Origin of the sequence: Bifidobacterium biavatii DSM 23969 (assembly GCF_000741165.1) — a bacterium.
GTDB classification, from domain to species: domain Bacteria; phylum Actinomycetota; class Actinomycetes; order Actinomycetales; family Bifidobacteriaceae; genus Bifidobacterium; species Bifidobacterium biavatii.
The window spans coordinates 60,001-77,640 of record NZ_JGYN01000030.1 but is presented as its reverse complement, the minus strand read 5'-3'; the positions used below and the strand labels follow the sequence as shown (position 1 = coordinate 77,640).

The window sequence follows — 17,640 nt, the reverse complement described above, 5'->3', positions numbered from 1 at the left end:
TGGTTACCCGTCGCCGTCCATCGAAGGTTTTCCCATGAAGAACACGTTGCAGCAGGCCGTCGCATCCGTGCGCGCGCACCGGATCGCCGCCGTCACCGTACTGTTCGTCCTGCTGGGCGTCATCGTCGGGATTGCTGGTTTCCCCGCCATCAACGTCCACTACGTCGCGCGCTTCAGCGGCGACGTCGATGTGGAACGGCAGGTGACTTTTCAATTCGACGACAATCCCGGCTACTCCGAATCGGCCACGCAAAACGCGTATCCGGACAACGGAACGGCCACGATCCACGTCGATCCACTGAATCTCGACTCCGCGTCGCTGACCGTCACGGCCGCCGGTGAGAACGTGCGGCTGGATCGTCTTGACGCGAACGTCGTCGCGAAAGACCAGACGCTGTATCGCGCCGCGACAATCGACCTGGTGCAAGTCAACGGCACTAAGGCGACCCTCAACGGTTCGACGGCAACCCGATTCTCCATTCCCGCTGAACAGATGAAATCGCTGGAAAAAGCACTGGCGTTCCGCTCGGAAGTAAAGCTCCTGCTGCTCGCGTTCCTGCTGGTGCTGTATCTCATTGTGCTCTGCCGCATGACCATCGCGCGCCATGCCAACAAGCGGTATTTCGCGGTCAGCGCGCTGGTGCTGCTGTTGGTCGGCGGCTTTGTGGCCAACGTGTGGCTGGTCAAAAAACCCATCGTGTACCACTATTCATATGCGTTCACGCAGCCCGCGAACATCGACGACCATTCCACGTACGAATACAGCCAGTCGTTCATCGCACAGCAGGACAAGCTGCGATCCGTCAAACTGCCGATTTCGCTCGACCCGACTATCGACGCCGGCGACGTAGGCAACCCGAATTACGGCGTGGTATACGAAACGCCGCACGAGTACCACAACAAATACGTGATCACGGTGACGGAAAGCGAGACCGGATCCGTGCTGGCGAAAACCATGCTCACGCCGGACATGGTCACCGTCACCAACTCGCTGTTCCGCGCCGAAATCCCCGTGCGGTACGACCATGCCAAAGGCAAGCGGTTCACCGTCACCATCGACAAAACCGACGACAATGCGGCGACCGTGCAATTCCAAGGCGCTTCGCTGGACACGCCGATCGACATCCTGCCGCAGGGATCCACGCCGGACTCGACCGAACTGGCCGTGCGCAGCACCATCCCTTTCTCGTACCTCAACCTGTCCGTCGGCTACGCCGGGTACCCGTATCAGGCCGTCATGACGGCCATCGTCGTCGCGTTCCTGATCCTGATTCTGCTGAACGTGCTGGCCAACCGCATGTTTACCGGACGACAGTCGATCATGCTGTGCGCGGCAAACTACGTGTGCCTGATCGCATACGCAATCTTCCAATTCACGGTGTACGTGACGCACGTCCACGGATTCCCCGACGAGCTGGCACACATCTCGTACGTGGCGTATCTCAAGCAGCACGGCGGGCTCGTGCCCGACTTCGCCTCGATGCAGATCTACAACTTCAACGGCGACTCCACCGCGCTGGACCTCACCAGTATCAAGGAATTCAACCGTCTTGGCCATCCGCCGCTGTTCTATCAGATCGAACGGCTGCTCGGCGGCATGAGCATCGACGGCAACATGGCGATACTGCACATCACGCGCATGCGTCTGGTGTCCTTCATGCTGGGACTGATCGGTCTTGCGATCGTGTTCTACCTCGGATACAGCCGTATCCGCAAGATCCCGATGCTGCATCTGCTGTTCGGGCTTCTTGTCATCAGCCCGCCGAACATGATTTACACCATGAGCGGCGTGTCCAACGACTCGCTGACCCTCCTGTCCATGTCCGTGTTCGTGGCCGGCGTGATCCGTTACTGCGAACGGCGATACGACGCGTGCACGTTCTTCCTGATTGCCGGCGGATTCGCGCTGGTGTCGCTCAGCAAGCTCACCGCGGCCATGGTCGCCGGATTCATGGGGCTGGGACTCGTGCTGTACACGATCTTCCGCGAGCGCAACGCAGCCGTGTTCCGCAAGCCCGCATTCCTTGCGTCACTGCCGGTGTACGTGGTTCCAGTCGGTTATTTCGGCTGGCTGCTGGCACGCTACCACGCGATCCAGCCGAGCTTCCAGAAACTGGACTTCACCGGATACGTCAACTCGTACTTCTACGTTGGTATCAACGATCGCCTGCCATACAGCGCGTGGGAATACGTCACGTACTACGTCGGCAAATTCCTTGACACATGGACGTCGTACGTCACGAACATCGTCGGCAGCGCTCGCGACACGTCGATGACCGGTACGCAGTCCACGTTCTCGTTGTTCGACCCGGCGCACGTCGGGCTGATCGCGATCCTGCTGATCCCCGTGAGCGTGCTGTTTTTGGCAAAAAGCCGCGTTCGCGACTTTCTCGCCATCGCCGAAACGGCGTTCCTGATCACCGCCGCATACCAGGGATATTCCGCATTCCGCGGCTTCTATGACAACGGTTATCCGGGAGCGTACTCCAGCCGGTATTACCTGTGCGTGATATCCGTGTTCGCGTTCGCGATCATCTGGATGATCTGCCGGTCGTTCTCACGATCGCAGGAAACCCAGCTCTTGGACGATAACCGGCCGGCCGCGCGGCTCGAACCGGTGCCGCTGACCAGCTTGGGAACGGCCATTTGCCTTGTGTTCATTGTCCTGCTTGTGTTCGACGGGTTCCTGTATTCGCTGCTGTACCAGGCGGACGGCATCACCGGATTCGTGGGCAAACTCTAACGGTTCGTCCCGGCCGGTCGACTTTTCCCACGCGACGAAACTTCATACCCCCTACTACGTATTTGGCGCTACACTGAAGCTGTCGATTAGAGAACGAGATAGGGGGATGACCATGTCATCATCTGCTATGCAGCGGGTCAAGGCCGCATGTGCGGCCGCATGCGCCGCACTGTCCGCCATCGCCATGCTGGCGGCACCCAACATGACGCCGAAGGCGGAAGCCGCATCCGGCGTGAACATGTACCGTCTGTACAATCCGAACTCCGGAGAGCACTTCTACACGAGCAATTCGGGAGAACGCGAAGCGCTTCGCGAGGCAGGCTGGAACTATGAAGGCATCGGCTGGGTCGCTCCGGCCTCGTCTTCGCAGCCGGTGTACCGCATGTACAATCCGGTGGCCGGCGACCATCATTACACGATGAACTCCAACGAGCGCACCTCGCTGGTGCGCGCCGGCTGGCGCTACGAGGGCATCGGCTGGTACTCGGATCCGAGCCACAAGATTCCGCTGTACCGCCAGTACAATCCGCATGCGAAGACCGGCACGCACAACTACACGACCAACGCCAACGAGCGCACCCAGCTGGTGCGCGCCGGCTGGCGCGACGAGGGCATCGGCTGGTACGGCATCGGCGGCGGATCCCCGGCACCGGCAGAAACCCAAGCGAATGACGGCGCCTACGCTTCCATCGAAGGCGTGATGAACTTGCGCGGCAGCGGCTCCGGTTATCACGCGAAGCTCGTGCTGTCCGGCGGCGGTTCCACGGTGTCCTTCGGCATCCAGTACGAGAAGGACATCCACTACGCCTATCCGCAGTTCTCCAGCAACACCGTGTATCTGGTCGAAAACGTGATGTCGCACGCCACGCAGGCCGGCACCACGGGCAAGCAGTACCTGTATCTGAAGTCCGCCCCGCTCGGCCAGAACGTCAAGGTGCGCCTCTCCTGGTACACCAACAACACGGTCAAGTTCTTCGTGAACGATCAGGAGATCGGCCGCACCAAGAGCACGCTGAGCGCCCCGTTCATTTTCGCGGTCGAAGGCAGCGCCGCACACAACGGCGACACGATCAACGCCACCGTGAAGAACGTGAAGGTGAAGGCCGGCAACAACGCCAAGTCCTACGGCACCATCACCGGCTGGAACGATCGCAACGACTACTTCGGCCTGAACGGCACCGTCACCAAGCAGGGCACGGTCAGCAGCGACGGCGCGTACAACACGCACGGCGCGCCGAGCCTCGGCGTCGACATCTCCCTCACCGGCCGCGCCAACATTCCGGGCAACGGTCCGGACGGCAAGCCGTGGACCTGGGATACGTCCTTCAGTGCGGTCGAACCGAACACCCACACGACCGGCCATCCGCTGTCCGCCGTGGTGAACATCGCGCAGGCACGCTGAAACAGCAACAGTCGCAAATGACAGTCAAGTGACAGTCGAAGCCGTTAGGCGACGTCAATAAACGAGGGTCCGTCATGAACGTTTTCATGACGGACCCTCGCTGTTATTTATCGCATGCCGTTCGCTGTCCCGCGTTCACGGTTATAGTGGACGGTGCAACTCTAGGGGAAAGAAGACCGGAAGGATTCATATGCCGCGTCTGTCATATCGTCGTTTTCACAACCGCATGCATCAAGTGATCGCCGCAGGCACAGCGACGCTCGCGATGCTCGCATGCGGACTGATCGCCAACACCGCCGTCGCAGATGATCCCGTCGAAAACAGCACCACCACCAGCGACAACACGGCAAACAATTCCGGACATGAAACGCCCGCTCCCGCAGATTCGGTGACCATGTACCGTCTGTACAATCCGAACTCCGGAGAGCACTTCTACACCGCGGACAAGGACGAACGAGACAATCTGCTGTACGAACACTGGCGAGACGAGGGCGTCGGCTGGTACGCGCCGGAAACATCATCCAAGCCGGTCTATCGTCTGTACAACAAGAACGCGGGCGACCATCACTACACCATCAGCCGCACCGAACGCAACTATCTGATGAAAAAAGGCTGGAAATACGAGGGCGTCGGCTGGTACTCGGACGAAAACAAGACCGTCCCGCTCTACCGCCAGTACAATCCGCACGCGGTGGCAGGCTCCCACAACTACACGACCAGCGCATCCGAAAACGACGCGCTGGTGAAAGCCGGCTGGAAAGCCGAAGGCATCGGCTGGTACGCGGTCGCGGAAGGCCATGAACAGCAGCCGGTGACCATGGAGGAAGACGACTCGTACGCGTCCATCTCCGCCATGATGAACCTCACCGGTACCGGCACCGGCTATCACACGAAGATCGACATCGCATCCTCCGGCGGCGTGGTGGTGTCCTTCGGCATCCAATACGAGAAAGACATCCACCTCGGATACCCGCAGTATCCGGGCAACACCGTGTTCCTGGCCGAAAACGTGATGGAACACGCCACCAAACCCGGCCCGGAAGGCAAGGAATACCTGTACCTCGCCGCTGCCAACCGCGGGGAAAACGCGTGGGTGCGCCTGTCCTGGTATTGGGACGGAACCGTGAAGTTCTTCGTCAACGACCATGAGATCGGCCGAACCCGAACCACGCTGGAACCGCCGTTCATCTTCGCCACCGAAGGCAGCGTCGCACGCAACAAAGACTCGATCAAGGGATACATCAGCGACGTGAGAATCAAAACGGGCGACGACCAGTTCTCCTACGGCACCATGGGCGAGTGGAACGCATCGTTCAACTACTTCGGTCTGAAATCCACCATCTCCAAATTCGGCAAGGTGAACGCCACCGACGACCAGTACAACACGCACGGCGGCCACGCGTACGGCACCGACTTCATCTTCACCGGCACGGCCGATATCCCCGGCAACGGTCCGGACAAGAAGCCGTGGACGTGGGACACCAGCTTCTCCGCGATCGAGCCCAACACGCTCACCACGGGGCATCCGCTGTCCGCCATCGCGAACATCGCGCAGTACCGTACGCCCGATAGCGACGACGAGTAGCGAGCAGAACGGTTCCTGCGGTTTTTTGTCTGCCGCTGAAACCGTTCTGTGCGGGAATCGGCGGCATTCCTGCCATGGAAGTTTGGTCGGCATTGTCATTGTTTGATGACGATGCCGACCTTTTATTTTCCTTTTCTCTGTCAGTCTTACACATTTTATCATCCAAAAATGTGTAAGTCTTCCACGTTTTTGGATGATAAAATGTGTAGATCGGTTATATGAGGATGGGAGGGGATCATGGTAGAGAAACTGCATCGCGATCTCATGGGGTCTTTGGACGAGTGGAGGCAACGTCCGGACCGGAAGCCACTGCTGCTCAGGGGTGCCCGGCAGACCGGCAAGACATGGCTCGTCAACGAGTTCGGCCGACGGTACTACGACGACGTGCTGCGTATCGATTTCCTGCGCGACGCGGATGCCGCCGACCTGTTCGAGGGGAACCTCGACCCGAGCAGAATCCTTTCGGACCTGTCTATGTACACCGGCATCGACGTCAGCGCCGGGAAGACGCTCGTCTTTTTCGACGAGGTGCAGGAATGCCCTCGCGCACTCACCTCGCTCAAGTACTTTTGCGAGGAAGCGCCCGAACAGCACATCATCGCCACAGGGTCCTACATGGGCGTGTCCAAGCATCGGGACTCGTCGTTCCCCGTGGGCAAGGTCAACATGCTCACGCTGCATCCACTCACCTTCGCCGAATATCTCGAGAACGCAGGCCAGGAGCGGCTTGCCGAGCACATCGTCGCCGGCGACGTCGAACACGTGGCCGGGCCGTTCGCCACGCGGCTGGAAGACCTGCTCAAACGCTACATGGTCGTCGGCGGCATGCCGGCGGCGGTGCTCGCACACCTCAACGGAGCCGGTATCGGAACGATACGCGGCATACAGCGGGACATTCTCGACGCGTACGATCTGGACTTCTCCAAGCACGCCCCGTCCAGACTGGTCGACCGCATTCGCCTGGTTTGGCATACGATGCCCGCCCAGCTCGCCAAGGAGAACCGCAAATTCGTCTACGGCGTGGTGCGTCCCGGAGCGAGGGCGCGTGATTTCGAGGAAAGCATCACCTGGCTGCGCGATTACGGCATCATACACCAGATCCACTGCGTCACCGCGCTGCGCGAACCGTTGAACGGATACGTCGACACATCAACGTTCAAGATGTTCATCTCCGATATCGGACTGCTCTGCGCGCTGGCCGACCTCGAACCATCGATTATTACCGAACGGCAGCGGGTCTTCACCGAATTCAAGGGCGCACTCGCCGAACAGTACGTATGCCAGCAGCTCGTGGCCGCCGGATACCAGCCCACGTATTGGGCCAATCCCAACGGACACGCGGAAATAGACTTCTCCATCGACCAGGACGGCGTCGTGTACCCGATCGAGGTCAAGGCCGAACAGAACCTCAAGGCCAAAAGCCTGCGATACGCCCGCGATCATTTCACGCTCCCGCATGCCATCCGCACCAGTCTGGCCGGCTACCGGGACGAATCATGGGTCGCCAACCTGCCGCTATGGGCGATCAACGGACTGAAACCCTACCTCAAACGGCACGCCGACGCATGGACCACCGGCAACTCGGTCTGAGAGCAGGTCCAAGTGTCTTCCTGAAGCACGAAAGGACGACGGCTGGAGACGCCTTCCCGGCAGTGCGGTCGAGGTTTGGCGAGCGTGTGATGCGAGCGTATGCAATGAAACGGACGCGCATGACACGGACAACGGGTCGCCCGACGGCGGACAGCGGACGCCGCTCCGCAACGCTCGATTCCTGAGGCAAAAACACGGAGCCTGACGGGCCTTGCAATCCCGGACACGCTCCCGGCTGAAGGCCACCGCCACGGCGGTCGTGTCCGGTCGTGTCTAAAACCGTGGCACGGTCGATTTTCTCGAGTGCGAAAACTCTTATCCGTCAACGGTTTGCGCCGTTTTGTGTTACCGGTTGTCTTCTAGCCCTAAAAGAAAGGTTCCTGAAGATGACAGGAAATGCTAAGGTTTGGCGCGCGCCGCTCGCTGGCCTCGCTTCCGTCGCGATGATCGCGACCATGGGCGTGACCGCGTTTAGCGCTTCCGCTGCCACTGCGTCCGTGACGCTGGATGCCGGCACGTACGGTGATTTCGGCAACAACAAGACGAGCGTGACTGTTGAGGATGCGAACGGCAACGGTACTCTGGAAGAGATCTACGCTGCTGCCAATCAGCCGAAGAACACGGGAGCTCGTCACTTCACCGGTTGGTACACTACTAAGGACGGCACTGCTGGCGAGGCTGTGGATCCGGCTTCGAAGGATCTTGCCGGCAAGACCCTGTACGCGCACTACACCACCAATGGCGCGGTCACGTTCAACGTGCTGAGCAACAATGCTTCTGTTATGACTTGGCCGGTGCTGTCTAACTCGACTACGGGCAAGACTTGGCTGGCTTCCGGCGATAAGCTGGCTGCTTGGCAGGTTCCGACCGATGCCAACACGACTGATGGCGATGACTGGGGTTGGTACACGGACGTGTACGGCGGCACCAAGGCTACTCCGGCCGGTGCGACTGCTGGTTCCGAGTTCTTCCTGTTCTCGGCTCCTGCGAAGCCGGTTCTGGTGTCCTACGACAAGACCACTGCCTCTTCCGATAGCTTTGCCACTGAGCTCAAGGAATATCGTGCTGAGCGTGCGGACGATGTGACCGCTCCGCAGGGCTACGTTTTCGGCACGAAGGCTGCTGACTGGAAGGTTCAGTACACTGCTGGTGGCAGCTTGAAGACCGTGTCTATCGCTCAGTACAACAAGGATGGCGCTCCGGAAGGCGTGACTGCGGTCAAGCTGGTTGCTTCTGCCGGTACCTCGGATGTTGTGACTGCGACGTTCGCTGAGTACAAGAACAAGGGCGATAACTCCGCCAACAAGGTCATGTACCTGCTCAAGGGTTCTTCGGTGAACGATTCCAAGCGTTTCAAGGCTCCGTCCGACAATGATGACTTCGCGTTCAACGGCTGGACCTATGTCGGCACCGACGGTAAGGCGGTGAAGGCCACACTCAACGAGAAGCTGCGCGATGATCTGGCGTACACGGCTCAGTGGACGTCGAAGACCAAGGAGTACACGCTCACGTTCGACCCGTACTACGATGGCTCCCCGGCCCCGACCTCGGTCAAGGTCAAGGAAGGCACCAAGTACGGCGACATCGATGCTCCGACTCCGACCCGCGCCGGCTACGTGTTCGATGGCTGGTACATCGGCAACACCAAGCTCGTCTCCTACGACAGCGAAGAGACCGCCGGCGTCTTCGACCCGTCCACCACGAAGGTCACTGCCAACACGACGTTCACCGCCAAGTGGCTGACCAATGATCAGGCTACCGCCAAAGATTACGCCAAGACCGCTGCCAAGGTGCTGGTCAAGGGCTTCAACGGTGCCAAGAAGAACGACGTGCGCTTCACCGCTGCGTCCCTCGCCGAGTACAAGAAGGTCGTCGACGACATCGACACCACCAAGACCGATCCGGCCAATGCCGCGTACGACACCAAGTACACCGCCGAGGCCCAGAAGACCCTCGCGGCCGCTCAGAAGAAGCTCGTGCAGAAGGCCAACACCAAGGTCTACCGTGCGTACAACCCGAACAACGGCGACCACCTGCTGACCGTCAACGAGGCTGAGCACAATGCCGTCGTCAAGCTCGGTTGGAAGGCCGAGGGCGTTGGCTTCAAGGCCGCTCTCAACCCGATCTCTTGGTCCGGTTCCACTGAGGCCGCTGCCTACCAGTCTGTGTTTGGCACCAAGGTTTACCGTGTATACAACCCGAACAACGGCGAGCACCTGCTGACCTCCAGCAAGGGCGAGGCCGAGGCGCTGGCCAAGATCGGTTGGAACCTTGATGACGACGAGAACAAGAATGGCGTGCTCGATGCTGACGAGTACCAGTTCCTGGCTCCGCAGGGCGCGACCAAGACTGTGTACCGCGTGTACAACAAGAACTCCGGTTTCCACCACTACACCACCAACAAGGCCGAGGCCAACAACCTCGTCAAGCTGGGCTGGTCGCTGGACTCCGTCAAGTTCAAGGCCGAGTGAACCACCAATCGCTAACACGATAGGTTCATAAGCATACGAAGCGGTGGTTCTTCCAAGATTCAGATCTTGGAAGAACCACCGCTTTCTTTTTATTCGAGGAAATACTGCCACGGAAACATAAAAGTGTGGTCTCTCCCCGCAATCAGGGGAGAGACCACACTTCGTTCTAATGCTGAACCATTATTGATTCAGTTGAGACTAGCTCAGCCGAGCTTGTAGACCGGCTTGGCGTTGTTGTCCCACTTCCAGCCGAGCTTGACCAGGGAAGCACCCTCGGCCTTGCCCACGTACACGTGAGCCGGACCATTCGTGTTCGGGTTGTACACACGGTACACGCTCTTGGAGGAGGAACCCTGCGCGACGGCGAAGATCACGCCTTCGTTCGTCCAGCCGGCCTTGGCCAGGCCTTCGGCCTCGCCCTTCGCGACCAGCAGGTGCTCGCCGGTGTTCGGGTTGTAAGCCGAGTAAATCAGCTCACCAAGGTTCAGGTAGTTGCCGTCCTTATCCGCATAAGGCTTGGCAACCTTGAACGGGGCACCTTCGGCCTTCCAGCCAAGGTTCACGAGGGAGGACTGGATCGACGCATTGGTGGTGAAGAAGTGGTCGCCGTTGTTCGGGTTGTACACGCGGTACAGCTTGACAGTGTTCTCAACGAGGGCTTCCTTAGCTGCCTTGACAGCCTTGGTCGCATCAGCCTGAGTCTTGCCTTCCTTGACGGACTTGTCGGACGCGTTGATGTACTCGTCGTACACCTTCTCGTAGGCCTTGTAGGAAGCGTTCGTGAACTGCTTGTCGGCATTGGACAGCTTGGTGGAGATCTTGTTGTAAGCGTCCTCACCTTCGGTAGCCCACTTGGCGAAGTACGTGACGTTGGCGGTGGCCTTCAGGTCATCATCCTTGAACACGTCCTTGTCGTCGGCACCGTTCGCGTACCAGTACTGGAACACGTAGCCCTTACGGGTCGGAGTCGCCGGCTTGGCGACCTTGTCGCCTTCCTTGTACGTGACGGACGTGGCAGCCGGAGCACCGTTGTAATGCTGGTCGAACGTGACCTTCACGTTCTTCTTTGCGGTCGCATCGCCATACTTGGCGTACAGGGTAGCGGAGCCAGTGAATGCGTACGGGAACACAACCTTGGTCTTCAGATCCGAGTTAGTGTACCAGCCGAGGAACTTAGCGCCATCAGCACGAGTCGCCGGAGCCGGCGGCTCGAGAGCGTTCTGGTTCTGTGCGATCGTGTCGGTGCCGTAATCGACGTAAGCGCTCACTTCGTACGTGCCGTCGTCCTTAGCGGTCGCAGTCTTGTACTTGTAGGTCACCGTCTTGCGGGTAGTGGACGCAACATACACGACCGTGTCAGAAGTGACGCCAGTCTTGTTCGCGGTGAACTGAGCGGACTTGTCAGCCTTGGAATAGTAAGCCACGGCAACGTTCTCACCGGTGATGCCCAGTTCGGAAGCGCTCAGCAGGTCGAATGCGGTGCCCGGAGCAACATTCTGGGTCTTATCAGCCGGAAGAGTAGTGGAACCATTAGCGTTCTTGTAGGTGACGACCGGATCGGTCTGATCGTACCACTGGGCGGAATAATTTGCGTCGCCAGTGTACGTGGTCTTCAGATCAAGCGCCTTGTTCGCATCGCCGTCGCGCAGCCAAGCCTTGACATGCTGACCGTTCGAAGTGGTCGGAACCTGCCAAGTGGCAAGCTTATCGCTGGACGGGATCTTCACCGGGTCCGAGTAACCAGCGAAGTTGATGTTCGCAATACCGTTGGTGGTCGGCACGTGGGCGTACAGAGAAACCTGGCCGCCGTTGCTGGCCTTAGCGACGGTGAGCGACTCGTCAACCATGTTCGACGTGCCATAGGTGGCGCCGTCAAACCAGAACTTGAAATCGCCGGCAGTGAACACATAGCCCGTCGGAGCGGTCATCGTGGCCTCGGCGGCATTCTCGACCTCGGCAACGGTCTTGCCGGCCGGAACGTTCTTGATCGTCAGCGTCTTGGAATCGGAAGACAGCGAAGCGTCATCGTTGCCCGCGCCCAGAGTGGTATCCAGACCAAGAGCAGCTTCCTTGTTAAAAGACGCGACACCGGAGTTCAGCACCACAGTGTAAGAGGTCTGCGACGCCGGCACAAACGACGACGAAGTCGCCGCAGACGCGGTCATCGCGGTCACGCCCATGGTCGCGATCATCGCGACGGAAGCGAGGCCAGCGAGCGGCGCGCGCCAAACCTTAGCATTTCCTGTCATCTTCAGGAACCTTTCTTTTAGGGCTAGGAAACGCTGGTTGGTATCGGGGCATGGGAACCGTTGCCGTGCAACGGGTGACGCTCGAGCGGGCAGGGTTTGGATGCTCTTCCGGACACGATCGGACACGATTGCGGTATCGCGGGGGTTTGTTTGCTGGTCAATAGGTTTGTGTTTCCAGACAGTTTTGCGGGTTGGTGAATGGTAGGGAGTGCGCCTGGTTGCGAATCGTGTTCGGAGGAGAGTTGGGTGGGTTTCCTGCTTGTTAGAGCGTGGCGTACGTTTGCAGGCTTGCGTGTCGTGATGGTGCGTATTGTGTCCATTCTGTCCACTGTGACCATTCTGCGGTAGGATTGGATGAGGTAAGCAAGCATGGGAAAGGAATGGTTATGAACATTGCTGTTGCTGGAAGGGTTTCCCCGCATGTTGCGCAGTTGTCCGATGGTAAGGGGCATGTGATCGAGTTGACGGCCGAGGAGTACGAGCGTGCTCGTGAGGCTGTGTTGAATACGGCAGGGAAGGCTGCCGGGCATATCACGACGGGTGATGCGGCGAAGATCCTTGGGGTTTCTCGTAGGACTGTTATGCGTATGTTGGATAACGGTCTTATCCCGTACACGCGGCTTGGTAGCCAGTCGTACCGGTATATGAGGCTTGATGACGTGTTGGAGTACAAGAAGCGCAGTGAGCATGATCGTCGCGAGGCGTTTGACCAGGTTCACGAGATCATGGACTCCATGGACGTGTCCGACAGCGTGCTCGCTGATTACGTTCAGCAGTTCAACTGATCATGAGGAGTATTTGGTGAAGGTATTCCTCGACGCGAACATATTCGTGGTCAAATGGGTGAACGACGTCATCCTCTCCTTGGGGGATGCCGCCTTGTGTGAACTGTCGTGGAGTCGTCGTGTGCTTGACGAGGCTCGTGACCCGTTGAAGCGCTTGTGCATGTTGGATGATGATGCGATCACCCGGTATTTTCAAGCAATGAACCGTGCGTTCCCGCAAGCCATGACCGATGGGTGGGAACCGCTCGAGGATACGGTGGTATTGCCCGATCCCGATGATCGGCATGTGGTGGCCGCGGCACGCCAGGCCGGTGCGGAATTGATCGTCACATTCAACATCAAGGACTTCCCCTCGTCCGCGCTCAACGGGATCGGATTGGCTGCGGTCACGCCGGACGCATTCCTGACCCGTCTCATCGACGAATACCCCGAAGAAACACTACGAGTCGTGACCATGCTCGTCTCATCGAAGAAACGACCCCCACGCACCATGCAGGAAGAAATCCAACACCTCGCGAACACAGGATGCCCGCTGTTCGCCTCACGCGTGCAATCCCTGATCGCCGCGCACTGACTCCCTAACAAGACCGACAGGCATGAAACGGGTTAGCCGAAACAGAGCAGTAGTAACAGAAACAAGAAAGGGTCCCATCCATTTGGATGGGACCCTTTAGCTATTCAACCCTTTAGGCTAGTAAGCGATTGCTCACTTGCTGAGGTTGAACACCGGCTTGGCGTTGTTATCAATCTTCCAGCCGAGCTTGGCGAGGCCACGAGCCTCGGAAGCCTTGGTGTACAGGTGAGCCGGACCATTCGTGTTCGGGTTGTACACACGAACGACCTCAGCGGTGCCGCCCTGAACCGTGTAGAACTTCACGTCCTCCTTGGTCCAACCGGCCTTGGCCAGGCCGTTGGCCTCGGACTCGAAGGTCAGCAGGTGCTCGCCGGTGTTCGGGTTGTACACGCTCCACACGGCAGTGCCAAAGTAGTACTGACGAGTGTACTTGTCCTTGCTCTCGCGATCCTTGCGATTAACGATGACCTTGTACGGGGCGCCTTCGGCCTTCCAGCCGAGCTTGACCAGAGCGGCCTGCTCCGTGAGATCAGTGGTGAAGTAGTGGTCACCGTTGTTCGGGTTGTACACGCGGTACAGCTTGTCGTTCGCAGTCTCCACCAGCTTGGCCTGCAGGCCCTCGAGCTGCTTGAGCAGAGTATCGAACTCAGTCTTGTTCAGACCGTTCTCGGCAGCCTTCTCCTTGGCCGGCAGGTACTCGGCCTTGAACGCCTTCACATACGCGGCATAGGAAGCAGCCGTGTACAGGTTCTGGTCAGACTTCAGATTACGAGCCACGCGACGTTCGGTACGCTCAAGGTAAGAAGTAAACGGTTCCCAAACAACGGTGTACTTGGTAGACAGAGCGTAGGGCTGCACATCGTTACCGTCGCCGTAAATAGTGTCGACGTAAGACAGGCTGGCCGCTGGAGTCGTGCCGAATGCAGTCTGCTTAATCTTCACGAGGTAGCCCTCGGCATCCTCGGCATAGGCATAAACAGGATTGTTATCGGAATCAACGCTAGTCTGAACACCATAGCCGACAGCCTTGTAACCATCACGCTCCGGAACAGCAGGAACCTCGAAAGCGTCGCCGTTGGCAAACCACTTAGTGGTCGGCTTGTTCTCACCGTAACCCGGGTAGAAGGAAACCTTCACCTTGGAGATGTTCCACTTGGCGTACACGGTCATCGCGTTGTTCACAGTAGAAGACGCGTTGTAGGCAGTCTTAAACGTGGAATCGTACCAGCCACCGAACGTGTACTCGTAATTGTCGTTAGAAGCACGAGTCGGAGTTGCCGGAACAGGCAGAGAAGAACCGGTGACAACCTTAACGGTCTTATCGGCAGTGCCGTTGCCCTGATAATTGAACGTAACGTTGACGAACGACGAAGAAGATGCCGGATGCAGCGACACCGAAGCATTCACTGCGGCAGACGGATCAAACGCCGCACCGTCCTTGGTAGCCTTCCAAGAGGAAACCAAGCGCGTGCCAGCAGCGTTCGTGAACTCCGGAACAGTGCCGTAATCGGAGAACTTCGCGCCCTTCTTCACATCGATCTTGGTGACAGCGCCCTGAGCCGGAACCCAAGATTCGCCCTTGAAGTCATCCACCTTGAACTCAACAGTCCATGCGTCTTCAAGACGAGACTTAAAGTTGATCTCGCTCGTGTTCAACTTCGCGTAATCGGCAAGATTGCCCTTAACGGGGTCAGCATTCGCGTTCTCATCAGTCGCATACCAGCTAGTGAGCAGCTTACCGTTACCCTGCTTTTCGGTAGGCACCTGCCACGCAGCCAGTTTATCGCCCTTGGCGACCACGGTCTGATATCCACCGTCGGTGTCACCAGCGTGACCAGTGACATCAGTGACGGCGTTAAGAACACCCTTAGAGTTGTTCGCGCCGTCATCGGTCGGGTCAAACTTAACCGTCCAGTAATCAGCGCTGTAGTGCTGATAGTAGGTCACATCCTCGGACACGGTAGTATCCGGCTTGACCTTGTCGCCGTTACCAACACCAGCGGCGGTGTACCAGCCGGTCGACACGGTGCCAGTAGGCGCAGCAGAAGCGTTGTCCTGCAGAACAGCCGCAGTTACCTTGTATTCAGCAGTAGGGGACTTGAACGACTTGGTCTCACCGTCAGCCTTAACCCACGTGATCGTCGGCGTCTGCGACTCGGCAGCGGAAGCCGTGAACGCGGTCACGCCCATGGTCGCGATCATCGCGACGGAAGCGAGGCCAGCGAGCGGCGCGCGCCAAACCTTAGCATTTCCTGTCATCTTCAGGAACCTTTCTTTTAGGGCTAGAAGACAACCGGTAACACAAAACGGCGCAAACCGTTGACGGATAAGAGTTTTCGCACTCGAGAAAATCGATCGGACCATGGTTCTGGACACGAATGGACACGATTGCGGCTCCTGGGAGAGAAGGAATGGTGGTTCCGTCTGGCGGCACGGGTCCAACGACATTCCTCGCTTATACCGTCCTCGGGATAGATAAGGAATGCGAGGCATGGTCCCGATTCACGTCCCGGATGCGTTGATGATTCGAGGAAACCGGACTGACAATGTTCGCAATATCCCTGTGCGCGGGTTGTGAGGCTTGCCGCACTGGGATTGGCGCTCGGATGGGTTCCGGTGATATGTTGCGGCGGTGGTTTCTTTCGTCCGCGCTGTTTTCTGCTTCTCATGTACTACTTTTCTGCTACTTTTTATGTGTTGGTAGCAGAAAAGTGGCATAAGGGTGGAAGTACGGAGGCGTGGGCGGTTGACTCGTGAGGGACAGCATTTGGAGTTCAAGCTGGATTGGAATGACAGTGCGAAGAAGACCGTGGTGGCGTTCGCGAATTCCGGTGGCGGGCTGATCGAGATCGGCGTGGACGACGATGGTTCGGTGATGGGCGTGGCGGACGTTGACGGGTGCATGCTTCGTGCGATGCAGTCGATCAGCAATGGGATTAGCCCCGATCTGGCGCGTTTCGTGGACATTCGCCCGGAGGAGTGTGGCGGAAAGATGATCGTGCTGGTGGAGGTGAGGCCAGGCGTGGATCGTCCGTATTATCTGCGGGACAAGGGGCCGCGTCCCGCTGGCGTGTATGTGCGTTTGGGGGCTGGGTCGATCCCGGCGACCGAGCCGGCCATTCTGGAGATGCTGCGGGGCGTGCCGCGTTTTTCCTTCGAGGAGGCCGCGTGCGTCGATCAGGATCTCACGTTCGGGGAGGCGTCCCGTGTGTTCGGGGAGGCGGATGTTCCGTTCGGTTCGCGGGAGCGGAGGACTTTGGGACTGCTGAATGGGGACGGCTTGTACACAAATCTGGCATGGCTACTGTCGGACCAGTGCACAACGTCGGTCAAAGCGGCCGTGTTCGAGGGGACGGACAAGCTCACGTTCGCCAGCAGGCAGGAGTTTTCCGGATCGTTGTTCGCGCAGTTCCGCGGCGTGGCCGAATACATTGGCCGGTTCAACTCGACGCGTTCCACGTTCGACGGATCGTTGCAGCGGCATGACGAACGCGATTACCATCCGGCCGTGGTGCGTGAGGCATTGCTGAACATGGTGGTGCATCGGGATTATTCGTTCTCGGGGCCGGCTTTGGTGAGCGTGTTCGATGATCGCATGGAATTCGTGAACTTCGGCGGTCTGCCACGGGGCATGACCAAGGGTGACATGATGCTCGGCACTTCGCTGCAGCGCAATCCCCGGCTCGCGGCCGTCCTGTACCGGCTACGTTGGGTCGAGGCGTACGGGACCGGCATTCCCAAAATCCTTGACGACTACCACGATGGTCCCACCCAACCAACGTTCGAGATCAGCGACAACGCGTTCAAGCTCGTGCTCCCCTCGCACAATCCTCAAGCTCGTCCGTTGGCCCGAGAGAACACCACGCCATTGTCATCCGCTTCAGCCGAAGCATCGACGCCCGTTCTCAACCGGAGAACCGCCCTACGACTCGCTGGACGCCCCGAAGGCACAGCCCGTAGCGAGGTGGAACAGGAAACCGGATTGACACGCGCGGGCGCGGGCAAACTATTGCGCAGCCTGCTCGCGGAAGGGCTCATCGAAAAACACGGTTCGGGCCGCAATACGCGATATCTCCGCGCCGTCGACGGACAGCACGTGGAAGGTTAACCCAACCATGATTCGCGTACCGTCCCATGCCGAAAAATCCCTCATCTCGCATTCGCCGTCAAAGTCACGCTCATAGTAGACGTCAGCCCCACCCCATCCAGACCGACGGCAAAAGCTTCCGACACGGAAAACA

Annotated in this window: 10 protein-coding genes; 8 read left to right on the top strand and 2 right to left on the bottom strand. The window is 58.7% G+C overall.

All coding sequences use genetic code 11. The features are described from left to right. Positions 1–34: 34 nt before the first annotated feature. From BBIA_RS09895 to BBIA_RS13480, 5 genes are all read left to right on the top strand, one after another. Positions 35–2,743, top strand: coding sequence for a hypothetical protein (locus BBIA_RS09895; RefSeq protein ID WP_033494477.1), 2,709 nt, complete (start codon positions 35–37; stop codon positions 2,741–2,743). Between the two features lie 112 nt (positions 2,744–2,855). Next, complete coding sequence (locus BBIA_RS13910) at positions 2,856–4,145, top strand: hypothetical protein (RefSeq protein ID WP_152600579.1); 1,290 nt, start codon at positions 2,856–2,858, stop codon at positions 4,143–4,145. Between the two features lie 190 nt (positions 4,146–4,335). Then, a complete protein-coding gene (locus tag BBIA_RS14605) occupies positions 4,336–5,730 on the top strand; it encodes a hypothetical protein (protein ID WP_193786503.1) in 1,395 nt (464 codons plus the stop codon). Positions 5,731–5,967: 237 nt separating this feature from the next. Beyond that, on the top strand, positions 5,968–7,320 hold the full coding sequence (locus BBIA_RS09880; RefSeq protein ID WP_051923963.1) for an ATP-binding protein: 1,353 nt from the start codon (positions 5,968–5,970) through the stop codon (positions 7,318–7,320). A 386-nt stretch (positions 7,321–7,706) separates the two neighbouring features. Further along, positions 7,707–9,791: an InlB B-repeat-containing protein gene (locus BBIA_RS13480; protein ID WP_051923962.1), complete on the top strand. Its 2,085-nt coding sequence runs from the start codon at positions 7,707–7,709 to the stop codon at positions 9,789–9,791. A 203-nt stretch (positions 9,792–9,994) separates the two neighbouring features. Here BBIA_RS13480 and BBIA_RS13475 read toward each other — a convergent pair whose 3' ends face one another. Beyond that, positions 9,995–12,040 (bottom strand): InlB B-repeat-containing protein, encoded by a 2,046-nt coding sequence (locus tag BBIA_RS13475; RefSeq protein ID WP_051923961.1) that lies wholly within the window; start codon positions 12,038–12,040, stop codon positions 9,995–9,997. 386 nt (positions 12,041–12,426) lie between these two features. On the opposite strand from BBIA_RS13475, the gene BBIA_RS13470 reads away from it, so the two are divergent. Further along, entirely contained in the window at positions 12,427–12,825 is a 399-nt protein-coding gene (locus BBIA_RS13470; protein ID WP_051923960.1) for a helix-turn-helix domain-containing protein, read from the top strand. 16 nt (positions 12,826–12,841) lie between these two features. Further along, positions 12,842–13,399: a PIN domain-containing protein gene (locus BBIA_RS09860; protein WP_033494476.1), complete on the top strand. Its 558-nt coding sequence runs from the start codon at positions 12,842–12,844 to the stop codon at positions 13,397–13,399. 132 nt (positions 13,400–13,531) lie between these two features. On the opposite strand, the gene BBIA_RS09855 is transcribed toward BBIA_RS09860, so the two are convergent. Continuing rightward, complete coding sequence (locus BBIA_RS09855; protein ID WP_033494475.1) at positions 13,532–15,658, bottom strand: InlB B-repeat-containing protein; 2,127 nt, start codon at positions 15,656–15,658, stop codon at positions 13,532–13,534. Positions 15,659–16,166: 508 nt separating this feature from the next. Here BBIA_RS09855 and BBIA_RS09850 point away from each other — a divergent pair. After that, positions 16,167–17,507 carry an RNA-binding domain-containing protein gene (locus BBIA_RS09850; protein WP_033494474.1) on the top strand — a complete coding sequence of 447 codons (1,341 nt, stop codon included), beginning with the start codon at positions 16,167–16,169 and terminating at the stop codon, positions 17,505–17,507. The last annotated feature ends 133 nt before the right edge of the window (positions 17,508–17,640 follow it).